Here is a 19,868-nt window from a genome sequence, read left to right on the forward strand (position 1 = left end):
GAAATATGCTCATATTTGCACCGATATTCATTCCCGTTACCTACAGAGTAACAGAATAATTTTCAGGCACTTACACCTGTCACAGAACGCTTCACAAAATCAAGAACTTGCTTATTTGCTTCATCGATTTTCTTATTCCTGAAAGGTTTCAGATAGGTTTCAGTGACGGTGATAGACGAATGTCCCATCGCTTCAGAAATAATACCCGGATGAATTTCACAATAATAAGCCGTCGTAGCCCAGGTATGACGGGCGGTGTACGAACTAAGTTTATCTCCCAATCCGAGCAATTCACCCAATAACATCAGCTGCTGGTTAAAGCTGCGTAATGCAAGCTGATATTCGCGATAAGCCTCTTTGGTTCCTTCACGACTTCTCAACAACGGAAATAAATAAGGAGAAGAAGAATCACGATTCATGTATTTCTTTACCAAAGCCATTGCTTCCGGAGTCAATGTCACCGACAATGGGCGCCCGGTTTTACGTCTACGATACCTTATTACATTATCGCGCAAATCACTCTTACGCAAATAAGCAAGATCGACAAACGGCATACCACGAAGCGAAAACATCAGGATGAATAGCTCCTGCGCCTGATATACCGCTAATGGTACACCCGATGCACGAGATAATTTAGTAAACACCTTCTTCATATCCTCATCACCCAACGCACGTTTATGGTCAGCTCGCGTCCCGGTATAAACCGAACGAAACAAATGAGGAACATAAGGAGCCTTCTGAAGATCGACCGCACGATTGTAAACCGCACGAAAGGTCCGTAAATAGGTGGAAACGGTATTCCAACTACATCCACGACTACGAAGATATACTTCGAACCCTTTCAACCACTCCGAAGTCACTTCACTAAAAACAAAATCTTTTTTCCCACGATAAGCAATGATGGCATTCAGACTACTACGATAAACATGTGCAGTCCCAAAGTTTCCCTCCATCTGTAACCCAGTGGCTACCTGCTTCATAAATGCTAGTACTTTCAACATCTCATAATTTATTAATAATTTAGACGATAAATATACGAGTATTATCCCATCAATGGAAATACCTCGCATGAACAAACAAAGGAAACGGCTAAGATGTTCCAAAGACAAAAGAGTGCAAAAAGCCCGGACTTTCGCAAGCCCGGGCTTTCTATACTCTCAAAACATCTCCTTAATCTATAGGGAAATAAGGGACTAGCAAATTGGTTCTAGTGCAAATAAGAAGATGTAATGAGACAAAAAAAGGGATACCTGTGGGAAATAAGGGAGGTATCCCTTTCTAAAAGACAGATATTTAAAGGATATACTTTCACAAGCATGATCCCTTCCATCTGTCCCTCAATATATTTCTTTTCAAAGGATTTATTATCCCATATTTCAATCTGTAAAGAGAAGGCATCTTTAGTCCTAAGAGAATTAAGATGCCCTCAATTATTAGTTCATTAATCTAAGTTACTTAATCACTTCAACATAGATTGATGTAGTCTTCGTTTTACCCCACTTATCAGTGATCTTAACATCTACTTTACAAACTGGAGGAGTTACAATACCTGTTGCAGAAGGATTCTTAGATATAGTAACCTTTCTATCTAATACTTCCTCACCCTCTGTTACATCTGCAAAGCTAGTTGCAGCCGTCAGATAAGTTTTAGCATTATCATCTGCCAATACTACTTCAACTTTATTTATTCTATCATTGTCAAAGTCATAGGTAGCACCATAAACATCCTCTTTCTTGAATTCACTCTCCAATATATCTATAGAACGACCACCATCAACTTCGAATGGATTATCCTTAGTTCCTATAACTTTATCATCTATCTTCTTCGCATATTCGAAATTACCTTCAAAGATTTCAGATTTTATTGTCAGATTAAATTCGTCAACAATAGCATTCAGACGAGAATTTCCGAACGGTGCATAAGTTACAGTTATATTACGGCCCATATAGGCACCACCATATGCAGGGGAAGGTTCAACTGAAATATCTCCATTGCTAGTTTCTTTTGCAGACAGCCATGCTTTACCTTCTTTCTTATTTGCCTCATCTTTTGGTATTTCTTCAGTGAATGTAACAAATGAATTAGCAGTTTCATCACCTACAAGGATAGAGTTAGCTTGATACAAAGAGTAAAGATTATAAGAAATAGTCTTCGTTTGAGCAGTAGCCGCTACCTTACCATATGCTGTAGCATCATCACCCTTAAAGTAAGCACCTGCACGTTTAAAGACAAACAACTTAGCATCCTGCTGATCTACAGTAATCGTAAATGTAGTCTCATACAAATATTGATTACCCAGATCCGCATTTCCGTCATTATTTATAAACTTCACTGTTGCAGTATGAGGTACAGCAGCAACATAGTTTTCATTGAATGTAGCTCTGATTACATATTTAGTTATAGTCTCATCATTCAGTTTTTCAACATCTTCACCTTTTGCGTTCAGGCCAACCAAAGATAGTTCAATACTTTCTCTAGTATTTTCATTATCTGCATATGCTAAATTTTCCTTTCCATTGATTGTAACTTTTCCGCCAGCATATTCTATCTCATAATAAATATCACTAATAGATTTTCTAATTTCATCTACTGAAGGACCGACAATATCAGATTCAGCCGTTAGCTTCTTACCATCAACAACCCAAGTCATATCTTTTATTTCAGCTTGTTTTGCTACATAAGTAAATTTCAGATTCATCTTATACTCCTTTTTAGCTCCTTTAGTAGTAAGATAGTGAATAGTAACAAGCAATGTACCTTCTTTATTTGCAAGAATCGTGTTCTTCTCTTCATCAAATGTAGCATCTACATTCTTAGCATCTTCATCTTTAACCTCGTAATAGTAAGCTACCACGTTATCTAAACCACTACCAGCCAATTCATCCAGATTATAAGTAACTTTAAAAGGTAGAGGTTCAGGATCAACAAATTCTACAGTTGGTTCACTAGTTTGAACATCAACTTTTACACCATACTGCGAAATGATTTCATTACCCCACGCATCTTTTGTGGTAAGTGCATACGCAGTTTTAGAGTCAAAGCTATTCAATGTTTCATCATCTACTCCATCTGCAAATTTAAGAGTCAAATCATAAATTCCCTTATTTGCTGTGGCTTCAGGTTCTTCTGCTGCACGAGTCAAAGCATTTTCACTAAAATTGTCTCCGATACTAGCAACAATAAAGTTAGTATTACCCTTAGAATCTGTCAAACCGATTTCATAGGCTTGGATATCCGCAGCTTTCAAATTCACAGGGTTAATCAATGCATGAATCATGCTACCTCCTCTAGTAACGAGCAAATCTCCTTCCTTCTTGAAAGTTTTGTTTCCATTGAATTCAATGTCCTCTCCTGCTACACCATAATATAAAGTAGCTTCAGCCTCTGTAGATCCTAAATTAACAGTACCATCTGCTTTTACACCAAGTACACTCATGCTAGTAATACGAGCAGCTTTCGGCATAGAAACCTTTTCCCATTCTTTTGTCTCCTTATTGAAAACATTCAATACCCAAACCAATGAATTGTTAGGATCAGCAGTTACATAAATATCAGAAGCGGCTTTAATATCTGTTTCTACAGGCTTTTGAGATGCAACATCCCAAACAATCCAGTTACCATTTTCTGAAATTTGTGGTGCATATCCATCCTCACCATCTTTGCCTGGTTCACCTTTACCCGGTTCACCGTCATCTCCTTTATCACCTTTCTGTCCTTCAGAACAAATGCCACTGTCTTTCCCATCAATAATCCAATTCTTTGTAGTAGGATCAATCTCAATCTTTGTACCACTTGCCCCTGCAGCACCACTTACGATAGAATAACTCTTACCATCATTAAAAGTTATTTTAAATCCATCAGTAATTGGTTCTACAGCGGTTACCCATTTACCTTCTTTCACAAAATTCTGTAACTCGGCAATGCTAGCTTTGTTTGCGTCAATCTGTGTCTGCAGATTGTCGATGTCATCATCATAGTCTTTACAGCCTACATAGGTGACAGTAGAAAGTGCCAACGCCCCGAAGAACATCACTTTTACAAATTTTCTTTTCATAACTACTTAAAAATTACATTAATAATATATTATTAAACACTAAGTTTCAATAATAGCATGCCCGTTACTTTATAGGTAACGGAAGAACCTCTGTGCCTGCTCTTTGAGAGTAGTCAATACTAGAAAAGGATATAATATGCAATGAAACTTTTTAACCCCTACCTCAAGGAAACGGTAGAGGGGAGGGAAATCTTGTGCAAAATTTAGAGGTTAACAAGCCCTAATACAAAGAATCCACGTGTTTTATATGCTTGTGTTCTCCTTTTGAGTGCTTTATTAGAAAAAATGTGCGATTTCGTTTGGTTGTTTTAAGAAATATGCTCATATTTGCATCGGTATTACTCCCGTTACCTATAAAGTAACAGACTATTTATCAAGCGGTTAATCCACAAATAGACCGCTTAACAAAATCAACTACCTGCTTATTAGCTTCATCAATTTTCTTATTCCTGAAAGGCTTCAAATACGTTTCAGTCACAGTGATAGAAGAGTGCCCCATCGCTTCGGAAATAATACCCGGATGAATCTCACAATAATAAGCTGTCGTAGCCCAGGTGTGGCGTGCAGTATAGGAACTCAACCTATCACCCAGTCCCAACAATTCGCCCAACAACATCAACTGACGATTGAATGTGCGCAATGCCAACTGGTATTCACGATAAGCTTCCCGAGTACCTTCACGGCTTTTCAACAAAGAAAACAGATAAGGAGAAGAACTGTCACGATTCATATACCTCTTTACCAAAACCATCGCTTCCGCGGTCAGTGTCACAGACAAGGTGCGTCCTGTCTTACGCCTGCGATACGTAATCACATTATCACGTAAATCACTTTTACGCAAATAGGCGAGATCGACAAATGGCAAACCACGCAATAAAAACATTAGGATAAAGAATTCCTGTGCCTTACGCAGCGACTGCGAACAAGGTAAAGTCTGTGACAACTTGACAAATACCCTCTTTATATCCTCATCACCCAACGCACGTTTATGATCGGCACGAGTGCCTGTATAAACAGAACGGAACAGGTGAGGAATATAAGGTGCCTTACGAAGATCAACGGCACGGTTATAAACTGCACGAAACGTGCGCAAATAAGTGGAGACGGTATTCCAGCTACAACCACGACTACGAAGATGTACTTCAAACCCTTTTAACCACTCCGGATTCACCTCATCAAAGGTGAAATCCTCTTTCCCACAATAAGCAATGATGGCATTGAGACTGCTACGGTATACATGAGCAGTACCAAAGTTTCCCCCCATCTGTAGCCCACGGGCTACTTGCTTCATAAATGTTACTACTTTCAACATCTCACGATTTATTAATAAATTAGACAATAAATATAGGAGTATTTCAACAATCGAACAAATTGAAGGCAGAGATGTTGCAGGAATACCAAAAAAAGAACCACCTCCCCTATCAGGGAAAGTGGTTCTTATCCTTAATTATATATTTCTAAGCGAAAGCCGGAATTACATCATTCCGCCCATGCCTCCCATTCCGGGAGCACCCATCGGCATTTCTGGCTTATCTTCCTTCTTTTCTACGATTACACATTCAGTAGTCAGGAACATACCAGCGATAGAAGCTGCATTTTCCAAAGCTACACGAGCAACCTTAGCAGGGTCCACTACACCGGCAGCGTGTAAGTTTTCGTAAATATCCAAACGAGCGTTATAACCAAAGTCACCTTTGCCTTCACGTACTTTCTGAACAACTACCGCACCTTCTTTACCAGCGTTAGCAACGATCTGACGAAGTGGCTCTTCGATAGCACGCTTGATGATTTCAACACCGGTTGTTTCGTCAGCATTGTCACCCTTCATATTTTCGATAGTGTCGATTGCACGAATATAAGCTACGCCACCACCCGGGATGATACCTTCTTCGATAGCAGCACGAGTTGCACGCAAAGCATCGTCCACGCGGTCTTTCTTTTCTTTCATTTCTACTTCAGAAGCAGCACCTACATAGAGAACAGCCACACCACCTGACAATTTAGCCAGACGTTCCTGCAATTTCTCACGGTCATAGTCAGACTTAGTTGCTACAATCTGTGCTTTGATCTGTTCGCAACGTTCCTTGATGCTGTCTTTGTTACCTGCACCGTTTACAACAGTTGTATAGTCTTTAGTAACTGTAACTTTGTCAGCAGTACCCAACATTTCGATGGTAGCCTGTTCCAGTTTCAAACCTTTTTCTTCGCTGATAACAACACCACCTGTCAGGATAGCGATATCTTCCAGCATTTCTTTACGACGGTCACCGAAGCCCGGAGCTTTCACAGCACAAATCTTCAATTGAGAACGCAGACGGTTTACTACCAATGTAGTCAACGCTTCGCTATCTACATCTTCTGCAATGACCAACAGCGGACGACCTGTCTGTACAGCCGGTTCGAGGATAGGCAAGAAATCTTTCAGGTTAGAAATCTTCTTGTCATAGATCAGGATGTAAGGTTTCTCCATCTCACATTCCATCTTTTCCGTATTTGTCACGAAGTAAGCTGACAAATAGCCACGGTCGAACTGCATACCTTCTACTACACCGATAGTAGTATCTGTTCCTTTTGCTTCTTCGATAGTGATCACACCGTCTTTAGAAACCTTACGCATAGCGTCAGCAATCAATTTACCGATTACCGGGTCGTTGTTTGCAGATACAGTGGCAACCTGTTCGATCTTGTCATAGTTGTCACCTACAGTTTCAGCCTGATCCTTGATTGATTCTACCACTTTGGCAACGGCTTTGTCGATACCACGTTTGATATCCATCGGGCTAGCACCGGCAGTTACGTTTTTCAAACCTTCAGCTACGATAGCCTGTGCAAGAACGGTTGCAGTAGTTGTACCGTCACCGGCATCGTCACCTGTTTTAGAAGCAACTTCTTTTACTAACTGTGCACCAGTATTCTGGTAAGCATCTGACAATTCGATTTCCTTTGCCACTGTCACACCATCTTTTGTGATGTGCGGAGCACCGAATTTCTTCTCGATGATAACGTTACGTCCTTTCGGGCCCAGAGTTACTTTTACTGCATTTGCCAAAGCATCGACACCTTTTTTCAATTGGTCACGGGCATCGATATTGAATAATATTTCTTTTGCCATTTCTTTATTTACTATTTAAAGATTTATTTACTATTATTAATTAACCCAAAACAGCGAGAACATCGCTCTGACGCATGATCAGATATTTAGTACCTTCAACGTCAAGTTCTGTTCCGGCATATTTACCATAAAGAACTGTATCGCCTACTTTCAATACCATTTCTTCGTCTTTCGTACCGTGACCTACTGCCACAACTTCACCCTTCAAAGGTTTTTCTTTTGCTGTATCAGGGATAATGATACCACCAATTGTTTTTTCTTCTGCAGGTGCAGGGAGGATAAGCACTCTGTCTGCTAATGGTTTAATGTTCATAGTTACTTGTTATATTTTAGTTATACATTTAATAGTAGATGTTATCCGCCATTTTTCAGGCGGAACGCTAAAGTTATTGCGAAAAGCGTGCCAAAGTAAATAAATGATTCTTTGTCAGAATTTGACTGACAAAATGACTGACAACTTGCATTGTATGGCAAAAAAGTATATTTGTCTCCCACTTTTTAAACAAAACAAAAGGATTATTCCTTATAATGACGTATATTCGTAAACGAACCATCAAATGCACTATATAAATAATATGAATAGAATAGCATCCGGCCTCATCATCGCCTCTTGCGTTTTCTACTCCTGCACTTCGCGTTCAGGAGAGATTCCTCCTGTACACGGACAACAAACAGACTCGCTGTTGCAAGATACAATAGTTCAACCCGAAGTTAAACCAGTTGATAAAAAACTCACAGCAGAGCAGATACAAATCACTAAAGATTTGTTGTACGACCAATATACATTGGATGATATCTATCCTTATAAAGACACTACCCGGCAGTTTCAATGGGATAAAATCAAAGAACAGCTGGCCTTACTCGAAAATATACAGTTGCAGCCTTCCACGTGGGCAATTCTCCAGAATTACAAAAACAGGAATGGAGAAGCGCCACTGGTGAGAAGTTTCAAAAGAAATGCTTACGGACGAGTGGCAGATACACTCGGTATAGAACGTTATCAATCCGTTCCACTTTATTTGCTGACTGACACATTGGTACCCGAACGTTACGGGCAGGATGGAGAACTGACCCGTTTCATCGAAAATGGAGAAAAATTCATTAAAGCAGAACCGGTGTTTACCGGAGATGAATGGATGATTCCTAAAAAGTATGTCAAAGTAATCGGAGATACGGTTGTTTTTAACAAAGCTATTTTCATAGACCGCCACAATCAGAATATCACTTCTCTCGAACGTAGCGGAAAAGGTCAATGGGTGGTTCGCAGTATGAATCCTTCCACTACGGGACGTCATCTGCCGCCATATGCACAGGAAACTCCGTTAGGTATGTTTGTTTTACAGGAAAAGAAAGTAAAGATGGTATTTTTAAAAGACGGTTCGAAAGAAACGGGAGGTTATGCGCCTTATGCCAGCCGTTTCACAGATGGGGCCTATATCCATGGAGTACCGGTCAATGCTCCCCGCAAGACGCAGATTGAATATAGTCCGTCGTTGGGAACGACACCGCGTTCGCATATGTGTGTACGAAACGCGACTTCCCACGCCAAGTTTATCTATGACTGGGCACCTGTAAATGAGACTATTATTTTTGTATTGGAATAGCGCTGAACAAACATACATCCCTGTCCGAATCCTCACTATCTATCGTTCAAAGTATTATTAGAAAACTTCTTTTCGATAAGGAGAGAACTTGCTTTCCCTACCGGGCAAAGTTACTTCCCCTTTACTTCAATCTATAAACGCAAGTTGCGTTTATAAAAACGGAAGTTTCATTTATATAAATGCAAGTTGCAATTTTATAAACAAAAGTTGCGTTTATAGATTACCCTATAACCTTAATAAGTTTACTTCCCATGCAAAGGAAGTTTGCATAGGGAGAAAAGAAACTTTTCTATATATACTTGAGGGGAAAGATAAAGAGGCCTGAACTTTTCAGTCCAGACCTCCAGCATAAAAAGGGATTATCCCGTATTATCTTATCAAGCGTGTGTAAAATTCTCTTTTATTTCTCTTCAGTCTCATTCAAGCCATACTTTGCTCTCGTTATATTCCGTACAAGTTCTCTCTGCACACTTTCCAATGCACTTATTTCTTTCTGCATCAACTCCAAAGCAGAACCTTTCTGCAATAAATAAGACCGTTCTGAATATTTTATAAAAGAAGTAGGAACTTCCTGTTTTTCTTCCTTATAATGGGCAATTACATGCCGCAAGGCCTCCGATCTATATTTGCAGATCGCTTTTCGTTCGGCGTAATATAAATCTTTATAAGAATTTTCTTCGCTTCTCAACTTTTTCCAAAAAGCAGCAAAGGCTGCAGATACAGCATCTTTCTGTTCCTTGGTCACTGCTTCAGTCTGTTTCTTCTTGAGATCCCTATATTCCTTATATGTATTTAAAAACTTATCCAACTCGTCTTTTGCAGCCTTATGCTCCAACCGGAAAGTTTCCAAAGAAGCAGGACGCTCATATTCGACAACCTGTTGCAGATAAGGCAAATCGTTCCAACTTATATATTTATTGTTTGCTTCACAGTAATCCGCGTAAGCCGCTGCAAGCTGCCAACTATATTCTTTTGTCTTTTGACTCAATTCCTCGTTGATGGCAGACAAGTTCTTTTCCATCTCTTTCAAGTCCTGCGCTGATGCCGTTTGCATACTTCCCCATCCGGAGAGAAACAAACAAAAAATACTCCATAAAACTGTTTTCATAATAAAATGATTTAATTTTTCTCCAAAGTTATTATTTCTCTACAGAATTCCAAACACAATTACAGATTTGCGATATATTTCCATAATGGAGCAGCATTCAGTGCTTGCATAATTTCGTTCTTATCTAGCAGGCTTCTCACTTCTTCCAATGTGAGCAGATGTACAGTGATATCTTCAGTATCTTCAAGATGTTGATGATCTATCAGTTCTACGTCTGTGGCAAGAAAGCAGTAGGTCAGATTGGTATGAGTGCTCGGATTAGCGGAAATCACCATATACTCTTGCCAGTTTCCTTTTCCATAGCCCGTTTCTTCCCACAATTCACGCTGGGCGGACACCAATGGCGAAGCATCTTCCTTCTCGCAGACACCGGCACACAGTTCATAACAAGTTCGTTCGATTCCCGGACGGTACTGGCGGACAAAAACGAATTTACCGTCTTTGGTAATGGCAATGGTATTTACCCAGTCGGGATACTCAAGGATATAATATTCGGGGATATGGTTACCATTGGGAAGTAGCATATCTTCGCAACGCACAGTCAGCCATGGACGGCGAAATAAATATTTGCTACTCACCGTTTTCCAAGCTTTATTCTTTTCTTCCATAAGGTCTGTTTTTTCTTCCGGCAAAAATACAAATTTCCTCCGGATTATCCTATCCTTCCGGTTGCTTGTTTTTATTCGTCCGTGTCGATACAAGTGATCTCTATCTCATGTATCTGCTCCAGATATTTTTTGGTAGAGCTTACCAAAGAACTTCCCATGTAGAATAAAAACATCAGGCTGATAATAACCATTAATGCACCAATCATGGCAAAACGACTGCGCTGTTCAAAAATACTGCTATTCATAACTCTGCCTCCTCTTATTTTTTGTCCACCACAAAGATAGCACGCGAAGGCTACAAAAAAGTTACAAGAATGTTTCAAAAAACTTAAATATTGAAATAGTGTTCGTATCTTTGCACCAACTAACAACCTTTTATTACAATATGGCATTTACGAATAATATTATGATTGTCCGGCATAAATTGCTGGCGGACCTTGTCAGACTCTGGAAAAACGATGAATTAGTGGAAAAGATAGACCGGCTCCCGATTGAGTTGAGTCCACGAAAATCAAAACCTGTAGGACGTTGTTGTATACACAAAGAACGTGCGGTGTGGAGATACAAGACTTTTCCCTTGATGGGTCTGGATATGACAGACGAACACGACGAAGTTACCCCGCTTTCCGAATATGCACGACTGGCATTGAGCCGCCCCGAACCGGAAAAGGAGAATATCATGTGCGTCATCGATGAGGCCTGTTCTTCCTGCATACAAATCAATTATGAAATAACCAACCTTTGCCGCGGATGCGTGGCACGTAGCTGTTATATGAACTGCCCCAAGGATGCGATACGTTTCAAGAAAAACGGTCAGGCAATGATTGACCATGACACGTGTGTCAGTTGCGGTATTTGTCACAAAAGTTGTCCTTATCACGCTATTGTATATATTCCCGTACCTTGTGAAGAATCTTGTCCGGTAAAGGCTATCAGTAAAGATGAACATGGTATAGAATATATTGATGAAAGCAAATGTATCTATTGCGGAAAATGCATGAATGCTTGTCCGTTCGGTGCTATCTTCGAAATCTCGCAAACGTTCGATGTATTGCAACGGATCCGGAAAGGAGAAAAGATGGTTGCCATCATTGCTCCATCTATTTTGGGACAGTTCAAGACTTCCATCGGACAAGTATACGGTGCTTTCAAAGAAATAGGATTTACCGATGTGATCGAAGTGGCCGAAGGCGCCATGTCAACCACTAGCAATGAAGCTCACGAGTTGTTGGAGAAGTTGGAAGAGGGTCAGAAGTTTATGACAACTTCCTGTTGTCCTTCTTATATCGAACTGGTAGAGAAACATATTCCGGATATGAAACCTTATGTTTCTACCACCGGATCACCGATGTACTATACCGCACGGATTGCCAAAGAAAAGCATCCGGATGCTAAGATTGTATTTGTCGGTCCTTGCGTAGCAAAACGAAAAGAAGTACGCCGCGATGAAGCTGTGGATTATATCCTGACGTTCGAAGAAATCGGTTCGATTCTCGACGGGCTGGACATTCAGCTGGAACAAATGCAGGAGTTCTCCGTATTACATACTTCCGTTCGCGAAGCACACGGATTTGCACAGGCAGGTGGTGTGATGGGAGCTGTCAAAGCTTATCTGAAAGAAGAAGCGGAGAAAATCAATGCGATACAAGTGTCGGACATCAATAAAAAGAATATCGCTCTGCTGCGTGCCTGTGCCAAGACGGGAAAGGCTGCCGGACAGTTTATTGAAGTGATGGCATGCGAAGGAGGATGTATCACCGGACCGAGTACGCATAATGACATTGTTTCGGGACGTCGCCAACTGGCACAAGAGCTGCTCAAACGGAAAGAGAGCTATGAAACAATGGATCGATAAACTACGACAGGAAAGAACACTGACACCGGAAGAATTCCGGCAACTGTTGACCGGATGTGACGCAGAAAATCTGCGTTACATCAATAAACAGGCGCAGGAAGTCACACTCCTCCACTTCGGAAACAAAATTTATATCCGCGGACTGATTGAAATCAGCAACTGCTGCCGGAATAACTGTTATTACTGTGGTATTCGAAAAGGAAATCCGAATATCGAACGTTACCGGTTAAGCCGGAAGAGTATACTGGACTGTTGCAAACAGGGCTATGAACTGGGATTCCGCACCTTTGTATTACAAGGAGGAGAGGATCTTGCACTGACAGACGATCAGATAGAAATGACCGTCGCCCGTATCAGACAGGAGTATCCGGATTGTGCCATTACGCTGTCGCTCGGTGAAAAATCACGTGAGGCATACGAACGTTTCTTCCGTGCCGGAGCCAACCGTTATCTGTTACGTCACGAAACTTATAATGAGTTGCATTACCGGCAACTGCATCCGGCGGAAATGTCCGGCAAACAACGTCTGCAATGTTTAGCGGATTTGAAAGAGATCGGTTATCAGACAGGAACCGGAATTATGGTCGGCAGTCCGGGACAAACAGTAGAGCATATCATTGAGGATCTATTGTTTATAGAAAAGCTCCGCCCGGAAATGATTGGCATCGGACCTTTCCTGCCGCATCATGACACGCCTTTTGCAGAACATCCCAGCGGAACGGTGGAACAGACGATTCTTCTATTATCCATCTTCCGCCTGATGCATCCGTCCGCATTGATTCCGGCAACAACAGCTCTTGCCACTCTCATTCCTGATGGCAGGGAACGGGGTATTTTAGCAGGTGCCAATGTGGTTATGCCCAACCTGTCTCCCCGGGAGGAGCGAAGAAAATACGAATTATACAATGACAAAGCTTCACTCGGAGCGGAATCTGCCGAAGGGCTGGCTGCCTTACAAAAGCAGTTGAATGCCATCGGTTACGAGATTTCTACCGAAAGAGGCGACTTTAAGTGCACCACAGACTGCACAGATTCACAAAGATTTATTTCGGATTAAATCTTAATCTGTGATATTCGGGCAACTCATGGTGAAAAAACAGAAAATATATGATATACCAAAAAGATTCATCAAAAGCAGAAGAGTTTATCCATCATGAAGAGATTCTGGATACGCTGGAATATGCGCAGAAGAATAAGGATAACCGTGTCCTGATTGAACAACTGATTGAAAAAGCTGCTCTGTGCAAAGGACTGACGCACCGGGAAGCAGCCGTTCTGCTGGAATGTAACCAACCTGACCTGATAGAACGTATCTTTCATCTCGCCAAAGAAATCAAACAGAAGTTTTACGGCAACCGCATTGTCATGTTCGCACCACTTTATTTATCAAACTATTGCGTAAACGGTTGCGTATATTGTCCGTATCATGCTAAAAACAAAACGATTGCACGCAAGAAGCTGACGCAGGAGGAAATTCGCCGGGAAGTGATTGCCTTGCAGGATATGGGACATAAGCGGCTCGCTCTTGAAGCGGGTGAACATCCGTCACTAAATCCGATAGAATATATTCTGGAATCTATTCAAACGATTTACAGTATCAAACATAAAAACGGAGCTATCCGCCGCGTAAACGTAAATATCGCAGCCACTACAGTAGAAAATTATCGCCGATTAAAAGAGGCGGGTATCGGTACGTATATCTTATTCCAAGAGACTTATCACAAGGACAACTACGAAGCACTTCATCCCACCGGCCCCAAGAGTAATTACGCCTATCACACCGAAGCGATGGACCGTGCCATGGAAGGGGGAATCGATGATGTAGGTATTGGTGTGCTTTTCGGTTTGAATACTTATCGGTATGATTTTATCGGATTGTTAATGCATGCCGAACATCTGGAAGCCAAATTTGGTGTAGGTCCTCATACAATCAGCGTGCCGCGTATCTGTTCGGCGGACGACATTGATGCGGGAGATTTTCCGAATGCAATCTCCGATGAGATATTCAGTAAGATTGTAGCTGTTATCCGTATGGCCGTTCCTTATACGGGAATGATTATTTCCACACGTGAATCACAAGAATCACGTAAAAAGGTGCTCGAATTGGGTATCTCACAAATCAGCGGCGGTTCACGCACCAGTGTAGGCGGATATGCTGAAACAGAATTACCCGACCATAATTCCGCGCAATTTGACGTAAGCGATACCCGGACATTGGACGAAGTGGTCAACTGGTTGCTCGAACTCGGATATATCCCCAGTTTCTGTACTGCCTGTTACCGGGAAGGACGGACAGGCGACCGTTTCATGTCATTAGTAAAATCCGGCCAGATAGCCAACTGTTGCGGCCCCAATGCACTGATGACCCTGAAAGAGTATCTGGAAGATTATGCTTCCGAAGATACCCGCCAGAAAGGATTAGAATTGATTCTAAAAGAAACAGACCGGATCCCCAACCCCAAAATCAGGGAAATAGCTATCCGAAACCTCAAAGCCATAGCCGCAGGGCAAAGAGATTTTAGATTTTAAATAATACGCCAATGTGTCAATGTGCTAATATGTCAATTAGTTCATTCATGCGCAGCCAATTGGCACATTTGCACATTAAAAAATTATTAATTATGAACTTAACAGATACTCCAAATGCAAACAGACTTCATATAGCCCTTTTCGGTAGACGAAACTGTGGTAAATCTTCTCTTATCAATGCATTGACAGGACAGGACACCGCCCTCGTTTCAAATACTCCGGGAACGACTACCGACCTTGTATCCAAAGCTATGGAAATTCAAGGTATTGGTCCGTGTTTGTTTATAGATACTCCGGGGTTCGATGATGAGGGAGAACTGGGGGAGCTGCGTATCAGCCGGACTTTAAAGGCTATCGAGAAAACGGATATTGCATTGCTACTATGTGGAGACACTACTTTTTCTCATGAAAAGGAGATGCTGGCATTATTGAAAGAGAAAAATATCCCTGTCATTCCGATATTGAATAAAATAGATATACGAGAAAATAGCGATAGCTTAGCTACGTATATTGAGAAAGAATGTAAAATACGCCCATTACTTATCAGTGCCAAAGAAAAGACAGGAATTGAACAGATCCGGCAAGCCATTCTCGAAAAACTACCTTCAGATTTCGGTCAACAGAGTATCACCGGGGAGCTTGTTACAGAAAACGACCTTGTACTTCTGGTCATGCCGCAGGATATTCAGGCTCCTAAAGGCAGACTGATTCTGCCCCAAGTGCAGACTATCCGCGAATTGTTGGATAAGAAATGTCTCGTAGTGACTTGTACCACTGACAAATTTTCGGCAACCCTGCAAGCTCTTGCCCGTCCCCCGAAATTAATCGTCACCGATTCACAGGTCTTCAAAACTATTTATGAACAGAAGCCAAAGGAAAGTGAACTAACCTCTTTCTCTGTGCTTTTCGCTGGATATAAAGGTGATATTCATTATTATGTAGAAAGTGCAACTGCCATTGAAGGACTAACGGAATCGTCACGTGTACTGATAGCGGAAGCTTGTACACACGCTCCCCTTTCAGAAGATATAGGAAGAGTGAAACTTCCCCGTTTGTTACGGAAACGAATTGGAGAGAATCTGCAAATTGATATGGTAGCCGGAACCGACTTTCCACAGGACCTGACTCCTTACTCTCTCGTTATCCATTGCGGAGCATGTATGTTCAATCGTAAATACGTACTTAGCCGTATTGAACGCGCGCGGGAGCAACATATTCCTATGACGAATTATGGAGTGGCAATTGCTTTCCTCAATGGCATACTAGATCAAATAAAGTATTAAATCCCAGTCAAAAAAAGAGAGTCCGGTGTAATACCGAACTCTCACAATATATAGTAAATTATTAACTGCTTATTTCTTCACAACAGCAATCAGCTCCTCTGCTGAAACAAGATTCTGTTCTCCTGTCTCCATATTCTTCAGCATTGCTTTGCCTTCGTTCATTTCATTCTCACCGACAATAGCTACAAACGGAATATTCTTTGCATTGGCATAACTCATCTGTTTCTTCATCTTGGATGCATCCGGGAAAATCTCTGCACGAATACCTGCAGCACGCACTTTAGCCAGAATTGCCATAGAGAAAGCTGCCTCCTTTTCACCGAAGTTGATAAACAGAATTTCTGTTCCATTTACAGCTTCTTTCGGATAAAGATCGAGTTGGTTCAATACGTCGAAGATACGGTCTGCACCAAAAGAGATACCTACTCCCGACACTCCTGCCATACCGAATACTCCGGTCAGATTATCATAACGGCCACCTCCTGTGATACTGCCAATCTGCACATCCAATGCTTTCACTTCAAAGATAGCACCTGTATAATAGTTCAGTCCGCGAGCCAATGTCAGGTCAAGTTCGATTTCATTCTTCAAGCCCATTGCTTCCAATGTATTCAGGATAAATTCGCTTTCTTCCACTCCCTTCAATCCTACTTCACTGGCTGATAATACATTTTTCAATGTTGCCAACTTTTCCGCATTCGTACCGCTAAGAAGAATAATCGGCTGCAACTTGGCAATAGCCTCATCACTGATCCCCTTCTCTTTCAGTTCGGCATTTACATTATCCAAACCGATCTTATCCAGTTTATCAATCGCTACGGTAATATCGACAATCTTATCTGATTCACCTATAATTTCAGCGATACCGGAAAGAATCTTACGGTTGTTAATCTTAATACATACACGAATATTGAAACGACTGAAAACAGTATCGACAATCTGCATCAATTCCACTTCATTCAGTAATGAATCACTTCCTACAACATCAGCATCGCATTGATAAAATTCACGATAGCGTCCCTTCTGCGGACGGTCGGCACGCCATACCGGTTGAATCTGATAACGTTTGAACGGGAAAGTGATTTCATCACGATGCATCACCACGTAGCGGGCAAAAGGTACTGTCAAATCATAACGCAAACCTTTCTCACAGAATTTGCTTGCCAGTTTGGCAGCATTACGGCTTAACAATTCTTCGTCAGTAATCCCGGAAAAATAATCTCCTGAATTCTGAATCTTAAAGAGTAGTTTATCCCCTTCATCGCCGTACTTTCCCATCAGTGTAGAAAGCATCTCCATCGAAGGAGTCTCTATCTGCTGAAATCCATACAAATGATATACGTCACGAATCGTATTGAATATATAATTACGCTTCGCCATTTCTACCGGCGAAAAGTCACGAGTTCCTTTAGGAATACTTGGTTTTGCTGCCATCATATTACTGTTTATAATTTTAATTGTGCAAATTTACTGCAAATTTCCGAGCAATGCTTACATATACTAAAAAAAATCCTCCATAGTCTTCGGAAAGACTGCGGAGGATCTCTTTTTATTTTATAGAAGGAAGCTGGCAAACCTGCCTTTTCCCTCTTTCATTTCTTAGTCTCTTCTACCCATGAAGATCATGATGTAGTAAACCAATGTAGCCAGTGAACCTAATGCAGCAACTACATACGTATAAGCAGCAGAACGAAGAGCATCTTCAGCCTGTGCATGATTATACGAATTAGTAATGCCGGATGAGCTCAACCATACCAATGCACGTTTACTTGCATTGATTTCCACCGGCAGCGTGATAAAGCTGAACAGGGTAGTCATGGCGAACAAGATAATACCTGCCAGCAATAACTGCGGAAAAGAGTTTACCAGCAAGATACCACCCAACAATACCCACGTCATAATGGAAGAAGCAAAGTTCACAACCGGAACCAATGCACTACGCATTTTCAACGGAGCGTACATACGTGCATGCTGCACAGCGTGTCCACATTCATGGGCTGCTACGGCAGCCGCCATAATGCTGTTACTTTCATACACTCCTTCACTCAAATTCACAGTTTTGTTAGTAGGATTGTAGTGGTCGGTCAATCGTCCCGGCGTATGTGTAACCTGTACATCATAAATTCCATTGTCATGCAACATCTTCAAAGCAACATCGCGTCCTGTCATTCCGTTTCCTGTAGGAATCTTAGAGTACTTCTTGAATTTGTTTTGCAAATTCATCTGCACCAGCCAACTGACAACAGCGATTCCTATAAATAATACCCAATAAGACATCATATACTTTTCAATTTTAATTATTACTCTATATCTCTGAAACAAATTGTTTGCCAAAAATAAGGGGAAACTACCAATGTCAGAATAGTTTCCCCTCGCTTTTATGAAGAATTAGCTAAAAATTAGTCAATTGTCAGTTCTACTACATAGTCAATATCTTTCGGAACCTCCGCAAACTCAAGCAAAACACCTGCTTTCGTCTTTGTGAAACGAACCGGAGACTGATCTTTAAACAAGACTGCTTTCTTAATTTTCTTGTCTGTCAACGGCAGGAATAAAGCCCTGTCTTTCAGGTCAAGGATATGCACATAGAGTTTATTTCCTTTTTGTGTTGTCACTCCCCAATCATGCGGAGCAACTACACCACTTCGTGTTCCATAGATCGTTTCGCCATATTGTTTCATCCACTCTCCCATCTCTGCCAAGCGTTGCACAGCTACCGCAGGAAGTTCTCCATCGGGTTGAGGACCGATATTCATCAAAAGATTGGCATTCTTACCGGCTGCTTTCACCAGATAATGAATCAATGTCTTCGTAGATTTATAATTCTGGTCGGTAATCTTATATCCCCACATGCCATTCATTGTTTCACAAGTTTCTAACGGCAGATGGCTTACATCTTGCCCGGAAAGTCCGGCAGAATTTTCACCGGGCAGATCACGTTCAAAAATCTGAATATCTTCACCTTCAAAAGGTGTCTGGTGATGATTGTTACCGATAAGACATCCCGGCTGGAGTCTATGAATCAGCCTATATTGCTCCGGTAATTCCCAATCGAATTTTTCATTCTGGTCCTGATCCCACCATCCGTCAAACCAGATAGCACCTATGGGACCATAATTCGTCAGCAACTCCGTCAACTGATTATTCATGAATTGATAATAACTTTTCCAATCCCCTTTCGAGTTCGCACGTCCTGTCCCCTGCCCTGTACGTCCCCAAGGATAGTCCTCACGCGCCCAGTCAAGATGTGAGTAATAAAAATGAAGCTTGATACCCTGCTTGGCACAGGCTGCTGCCAGTTCTTTCACGATATCTCTTTTAAAAGGGGTGGCCTTGACTACGTTATAATCCGAATACTTGGTATCAAACATAGAAAAACCTTCGTGATGACGGGTAGTGAAACAGATATATTTAGCTCCCGAAGCTTTAATAGCAGCCACCCATTTATCCGCATCAAACTTGGAAGGATAGAATCCACCTGCCAGTTTGGCATACTCTTTATAATTCAGATTATTATTTGACATAGTCCACTCACCGGAAGCGAGCATAGCATATAGCCCCCAGTGAAGAAAAATGCCAAACTTATTGTCTTGAAATTCCTGTCGTGCTTTCAGATTCTCTTCAGCAGGTTGATAGGGAGATTGTGCAAATACTCCCAAGTTCATGACGAACAACAAAAGGAAAGTTATAAAACGTGTTTTCATAAGGCGTACA

16 protein-coding genes are annotated in these 19,868 nt (G+C 41.4%); 5 read left to right on the forward strand and 11 right to left on the reverse strand.

Annotated elements, in window-relative coordinates; translation table 11 throughout:
• Window positions 1-62: 62 nt before the first annotated feature.
• The 5 genes from AB3G73_RS10135 to AB3G73_RS10155 all read right to left on the reverse strand — a co-directional run bounded on the left by AB3G73_RS10135 (window position 63) and on the right by AB3G73_RS10155 (window position 7,480).
• Complete coding sequence (locus tag AB3G73_RS10135; RefSeq protein WP_367744755.1) at window positions 63-1,001, reverse strand: tyrosine-type recombinase/integrase; 939 nt, start codon at window positions 999-1,001, stop codon at window positions 63-65.
• A 450-nt stretch (window positions 1,002-1,451) separates the two neighbouring features.
• On the reverse strand, window positions 1,452-4,055 hold the full coding sequence (locus AB3G73_RS10140; protein ID WP_367744756.1) for a PL29 family lyase N-terminal domain-containing protein: 2,604 nt from the start codon (window positions 4,053-4,055) through the stop codon (window positions 1,452-1,454).
• 373 nt (window positions 4,056-4,428) lie between these two features.
• On the reverse strand, window positions 4,429-5,367 hold the full coding sequence (locus tag AB3G73_RS10145) for a site-specific integrase (RefSeq protein WP_148364616.1): 939 nt from the start codon (window positions 5,365-5,367) through the stop codon (window positions 4,429-4,431).
• Window positions 5,368-5,529: 162 nt separating this feature from the next.
• Window positions 5,530-7,167: a chaperonin GroEL gene (gene groL, locus AB3G73_RS10150; RefSeq protein ID WP_148364615.1), complete on the reverse strand. Its 1,638-nt coding sequence runs from the start codon at window positions 7,165-7,167 to the stop codon at window positions 5,530-5,532.
• 40 nt (window positions 7,168-7,207) lie between these two features.
• On the reverse strand, window positions 7,208-7,480 hold the full coding sequence (locus tag AB3G73_RS10155; RefSeq protein ID WP_004314007.1) for a co-chaperone GroES: 273 nt from the start codon (window positions 7,478-7,480) through the stop codon (window positions 7,208-7,210).
• Between the two features lie 244 nt (window positions 7,481-7,724).
• Between AB3G73_RS10155 and AB3G73_RS10160 the strand changes: the two genes are divergently transcribed.
• Entirely contained in the window at window positions 7,725-8,771 is a 1,047-nt protein-coding gene (locus AB3G73_RS10160) for a L,D-transpeptidase (protein WP_367744761.1), read from the forward strand.
• Window positions 8,772-9,171: 400 nt separating this feature from the next.
• Here AB3G73_RS10160 and AB3G73_RS10165 read toward each other — a convergent pair whose 3' ends face one another.
• The 3 genes from AB3G73_RS10165 to AB3G73_RS10175 form a co-directional block, all read right to left on the reverse strand.
• On the reverse strand, window positions 9,172-9,879 hold the full coding sequence (locus AB3G73_RS10165; RefSeq protein ID WP_148364613.1) for a DUF5039 family protein: 708 nt from the start codon (window positions 9,877-9,879) through the stop codon (window positions 9,172-9,174).
• A 59-nt stretch (window positions 9,880-9,938) separates the two neighbouring features.
• Window positions 9,939-10,487 carry an NUDIX hydrolase gene (locus tag AB3G73_RS10170; protein ID WP_148364612.1) on the reverse strand — a complete coding sequence of 183 codons (549 nt, stop codon included), beginning with the start codon at window positions 10,485-10,487 and terminating at the stop codon, window positions 9,939-9,941.
• Between the two features lie 71 nt (window positions 10,488-10,558).
• Window positions 10,559-10,732 carry a hypothetical protein gene (locus AB3G73_RS10175; protein WP_004301069.1) on the reverse strand — a complete coding sequence of 58 codons (174 nt, stop codon included), beginning with the start codon at window positions 10,730-10,732 and terminating at the stop codon, window positions 10,559-10,561.
• Between the two features lie 140 nt (window positions 10,733-10,872).
• Between AB3G73_RS10175 and AB3G73_RS10180 the strand changes: the two genes are divergently transcribed.
• The 4 genes from AB3G73_RS10180 (at window position 10,873) to hydF (ending at window position 16,154) form a co-directional block, all read left to right on the forward strand.
• Window positions 10,873-12,342, forward strand: coding sequence for a 4Fe-4S dicluster domain-containing protein (locus AB3G73_RS10180; protein WP_148364611.1), 1,470 nt, complete (start codon window positions 10,873-10,875; stop codon window positions 12,340-12,342).
• Window positions 12,323-13,399, forward strand: coding sequence for a [FeFe] hydrogenase H-cluster radical SAM maturase HydE (hydE, locus tag AB3G73_RS10185; RefSeq protein WP_234132675.1), 1,077 nt, complete (start codon window positions 12,323-12,325; stop codon window positions 13,397-13,399). The genes AB3G73_RS10180 and hydE overlap by 20 nt, the downstream gene beginning before the upstream one ends.
• Window positions 13,400-13,449: 50 nt before the next feature.
• Window positions 13,450-14,871 (forward strand): [FeFe] hydrogenase H-cluster radical SAM maturase HydG, encoded by a 1,422-nt coding sequence (gene hydG / locus AB3G73_RS10190; protein WP_195650261.1) that lies wholly within the window; start codon window positions 13,450-13,452, stop codon window positions 14,869-14,871.
• A gap of 92 nt (window positions 14,872-14,963) precedes the next feature.
• Entirely contained in the window at window positions 14,964-16,154 is a 1,191-nt protein-coding gene (hydF, locus tag AB3G73_RS10195; protein WP_367744770.1) for a [FeFe] hydrogenase H-cluster maturation GTPase HydF, read from the forward strand.
• Window positions 16,155-16,223: 69 nt separating this feature from the next.
• Here hydF and hisS read toward each other — a convergent pair whose 3' ends face one another.
• The 3 genes from hisS to AB3G73_RS10210 form a co-directional block, all read right to left on the reverse strand.
• Window positions 16,224-17,588 carry a histidine--tRNA ligase gene (gene hisS, locus AB3G73_RS10200; protein WP_148364982.1) on the reverse strand — a complete coding sequence of 455 codons (1,365 nt, stop codon included), beginning with the start codon at window positions 17,586-17,588 and terminating at the stop codon, window positions 16,224-16,226.
• Between the two features lie 165 nt (window positions 17,589-17,753).
• Window positions 17,754-18,434: a zinc metallopeptidase gene (locus AB3G73_RS10205; RefSeq protein WP_148364608.1), complete on the reverse strand. Its 681-nt coding sequence runs from the start codon at window positions 18,432-18,434 to the stop codon at window positions 17,754-17,756.
• Between the two features lie 119 nt (window positions 18,435-18,553).
• Window positions 18,554-19,858, reverse strand: a complete 1,305-nt coding sequence (locus tag AB3G73_RS10210; protein WP_234132671.1) for an alpha-L-fucosidase — start codon at window positions 19,856-19,858, stop codon at window positions 18,554-18,556.
• Window positions 19,859-19,868: the final 10 nt, after the last annotated feature.

The organism is Bacteroides sp. L008, from assembly GCF_040812255.1.
In the GTDB taxonomy this organism is placed as follows: Bacteria; Bacteroidota; Bacteroidia; order Bacteroidales; family Bacteroidaceae; genus Bacteroides; species Bacteroides vicugnae.

What these genes read in the sequence shown, in the direction of transcription:
- AB3G73_RS10170 (WP_148364612.1), bottom strand. Translation starts at nt 10,487, where the DNA reads ATGGAAGAAAAGAATAAAGCTTGGAAAACGGTGAGTAGCAAATATTTA.
- hydF (WP_367744770.1), top strand. Translation starts at nt 14,964, where the DNA reads ATGAACTTAACAGATACTCCAAATGCAAACAGACTTCATATAGCCCTT.
- hydG (WP_195650261.1), top strand. Translation starts at nt 13,450, where the DNA reads ATGATATACCAAAAAGATTCATCAAAAGCAGAAGAGTTTATCCATCAT.
- hisS (WP_148364982.1), bottom strand. Translation starts at nt 17,588, where the DNA reads ATGGCAGCAAAACCAAGTATTCCTAAAGGAACTCGTGACTTTTCGCCG.
- AB3G73_RS10205 (WP_148364608.1), bottom strand. Translation starts at nt 18,434, where the DNA reads ATGATGTCTTATTGGGTATTATTTATAGGAATCGCTGTTGTCAGTTGG.
- AB3G73_RS10140 (WP_367744756.1), bottom strand. Translation starts at nt 4,055, where the DNA reads ATGAAAAGAAAATTTGTAAAAGTGATGTTCTTCGGGGCGTTGGCACTT.
- AB3G73_RS10160 (WP_367744761.1), top strand. Translation starts at nt 7,725, where the DNA reads ATGCACTATATAAATAATATGAATAGAATAGCATCCGGCCTCATCATC.
- AB3G73_RS10180 (WP_148364611.1), top strand. Translation starts at nt 10,873, where the DNA reads ATGGCATTTACGAATAATATTATGATTGTCCGGCATAAATTGCTGGCG.
- groL (WP_148364615.1), bottom strand. Translation starts at nt 7,167, where the DNA reads ATGGCAAAAGAAATATTATTCAATATCGATGCCCGTGACCAATTGAAA.
- AB3G73_RS10145 (WP_148364616.1), bottom strand. Translation starts at nt 5,367, where the DNA reads ATGTTGAAAGTAGTAACATTTATGAAGCAAGTAGCCCGTGGGCTACAG.
- AB3G73_RS10155 (WP_004314007.1), bottom strand. Translation starts at nt 7,480, where the DNA reads ATGAACATTAAACCATTAGCAGACAGAGTGCTTATCCTCCCTGCACCT.
- hydE (WP_234132675.1), top strand. Translation starts at nt 12,323, where the DNA reads ATGAAACAATGGATCGATAAACTACGACAGGAAAGAACACTGACACCG.
- AB3G73_RS10135 (WP_367744755.1), bottom strand. Translation starts at nt 1,001, where the DNA reads ATGTTGAAAGTACTAGCATTTATGAAGCAGGTAGCCACTGGGTTACAG.
- AB3G73_RS10165 (WP_148364613.1), bottom strand. Translation starts at nt 9,879, where the DNA reads ATGAAAACAGTTTTATGGAGTATTTTTTGTTTGTTTCTCTCCGGATGG.
- AB3G73_RS10210 (WP_234132671.1), bottom strand. Translation starts at nt 19,858, where the DNA reads ATGAAAACACGTTTTATAACTTTCCTTTTGTTGTTCGTCATGAACTTG.
- AB3G73_RS10175 (WP_004301069.1), bottom strand. Translation starts at nt 10,732, where the DNA reads ATGAATAGCAGTATTTTTGAACAGCGCAGTCGTTTTGCCATGATTGGT.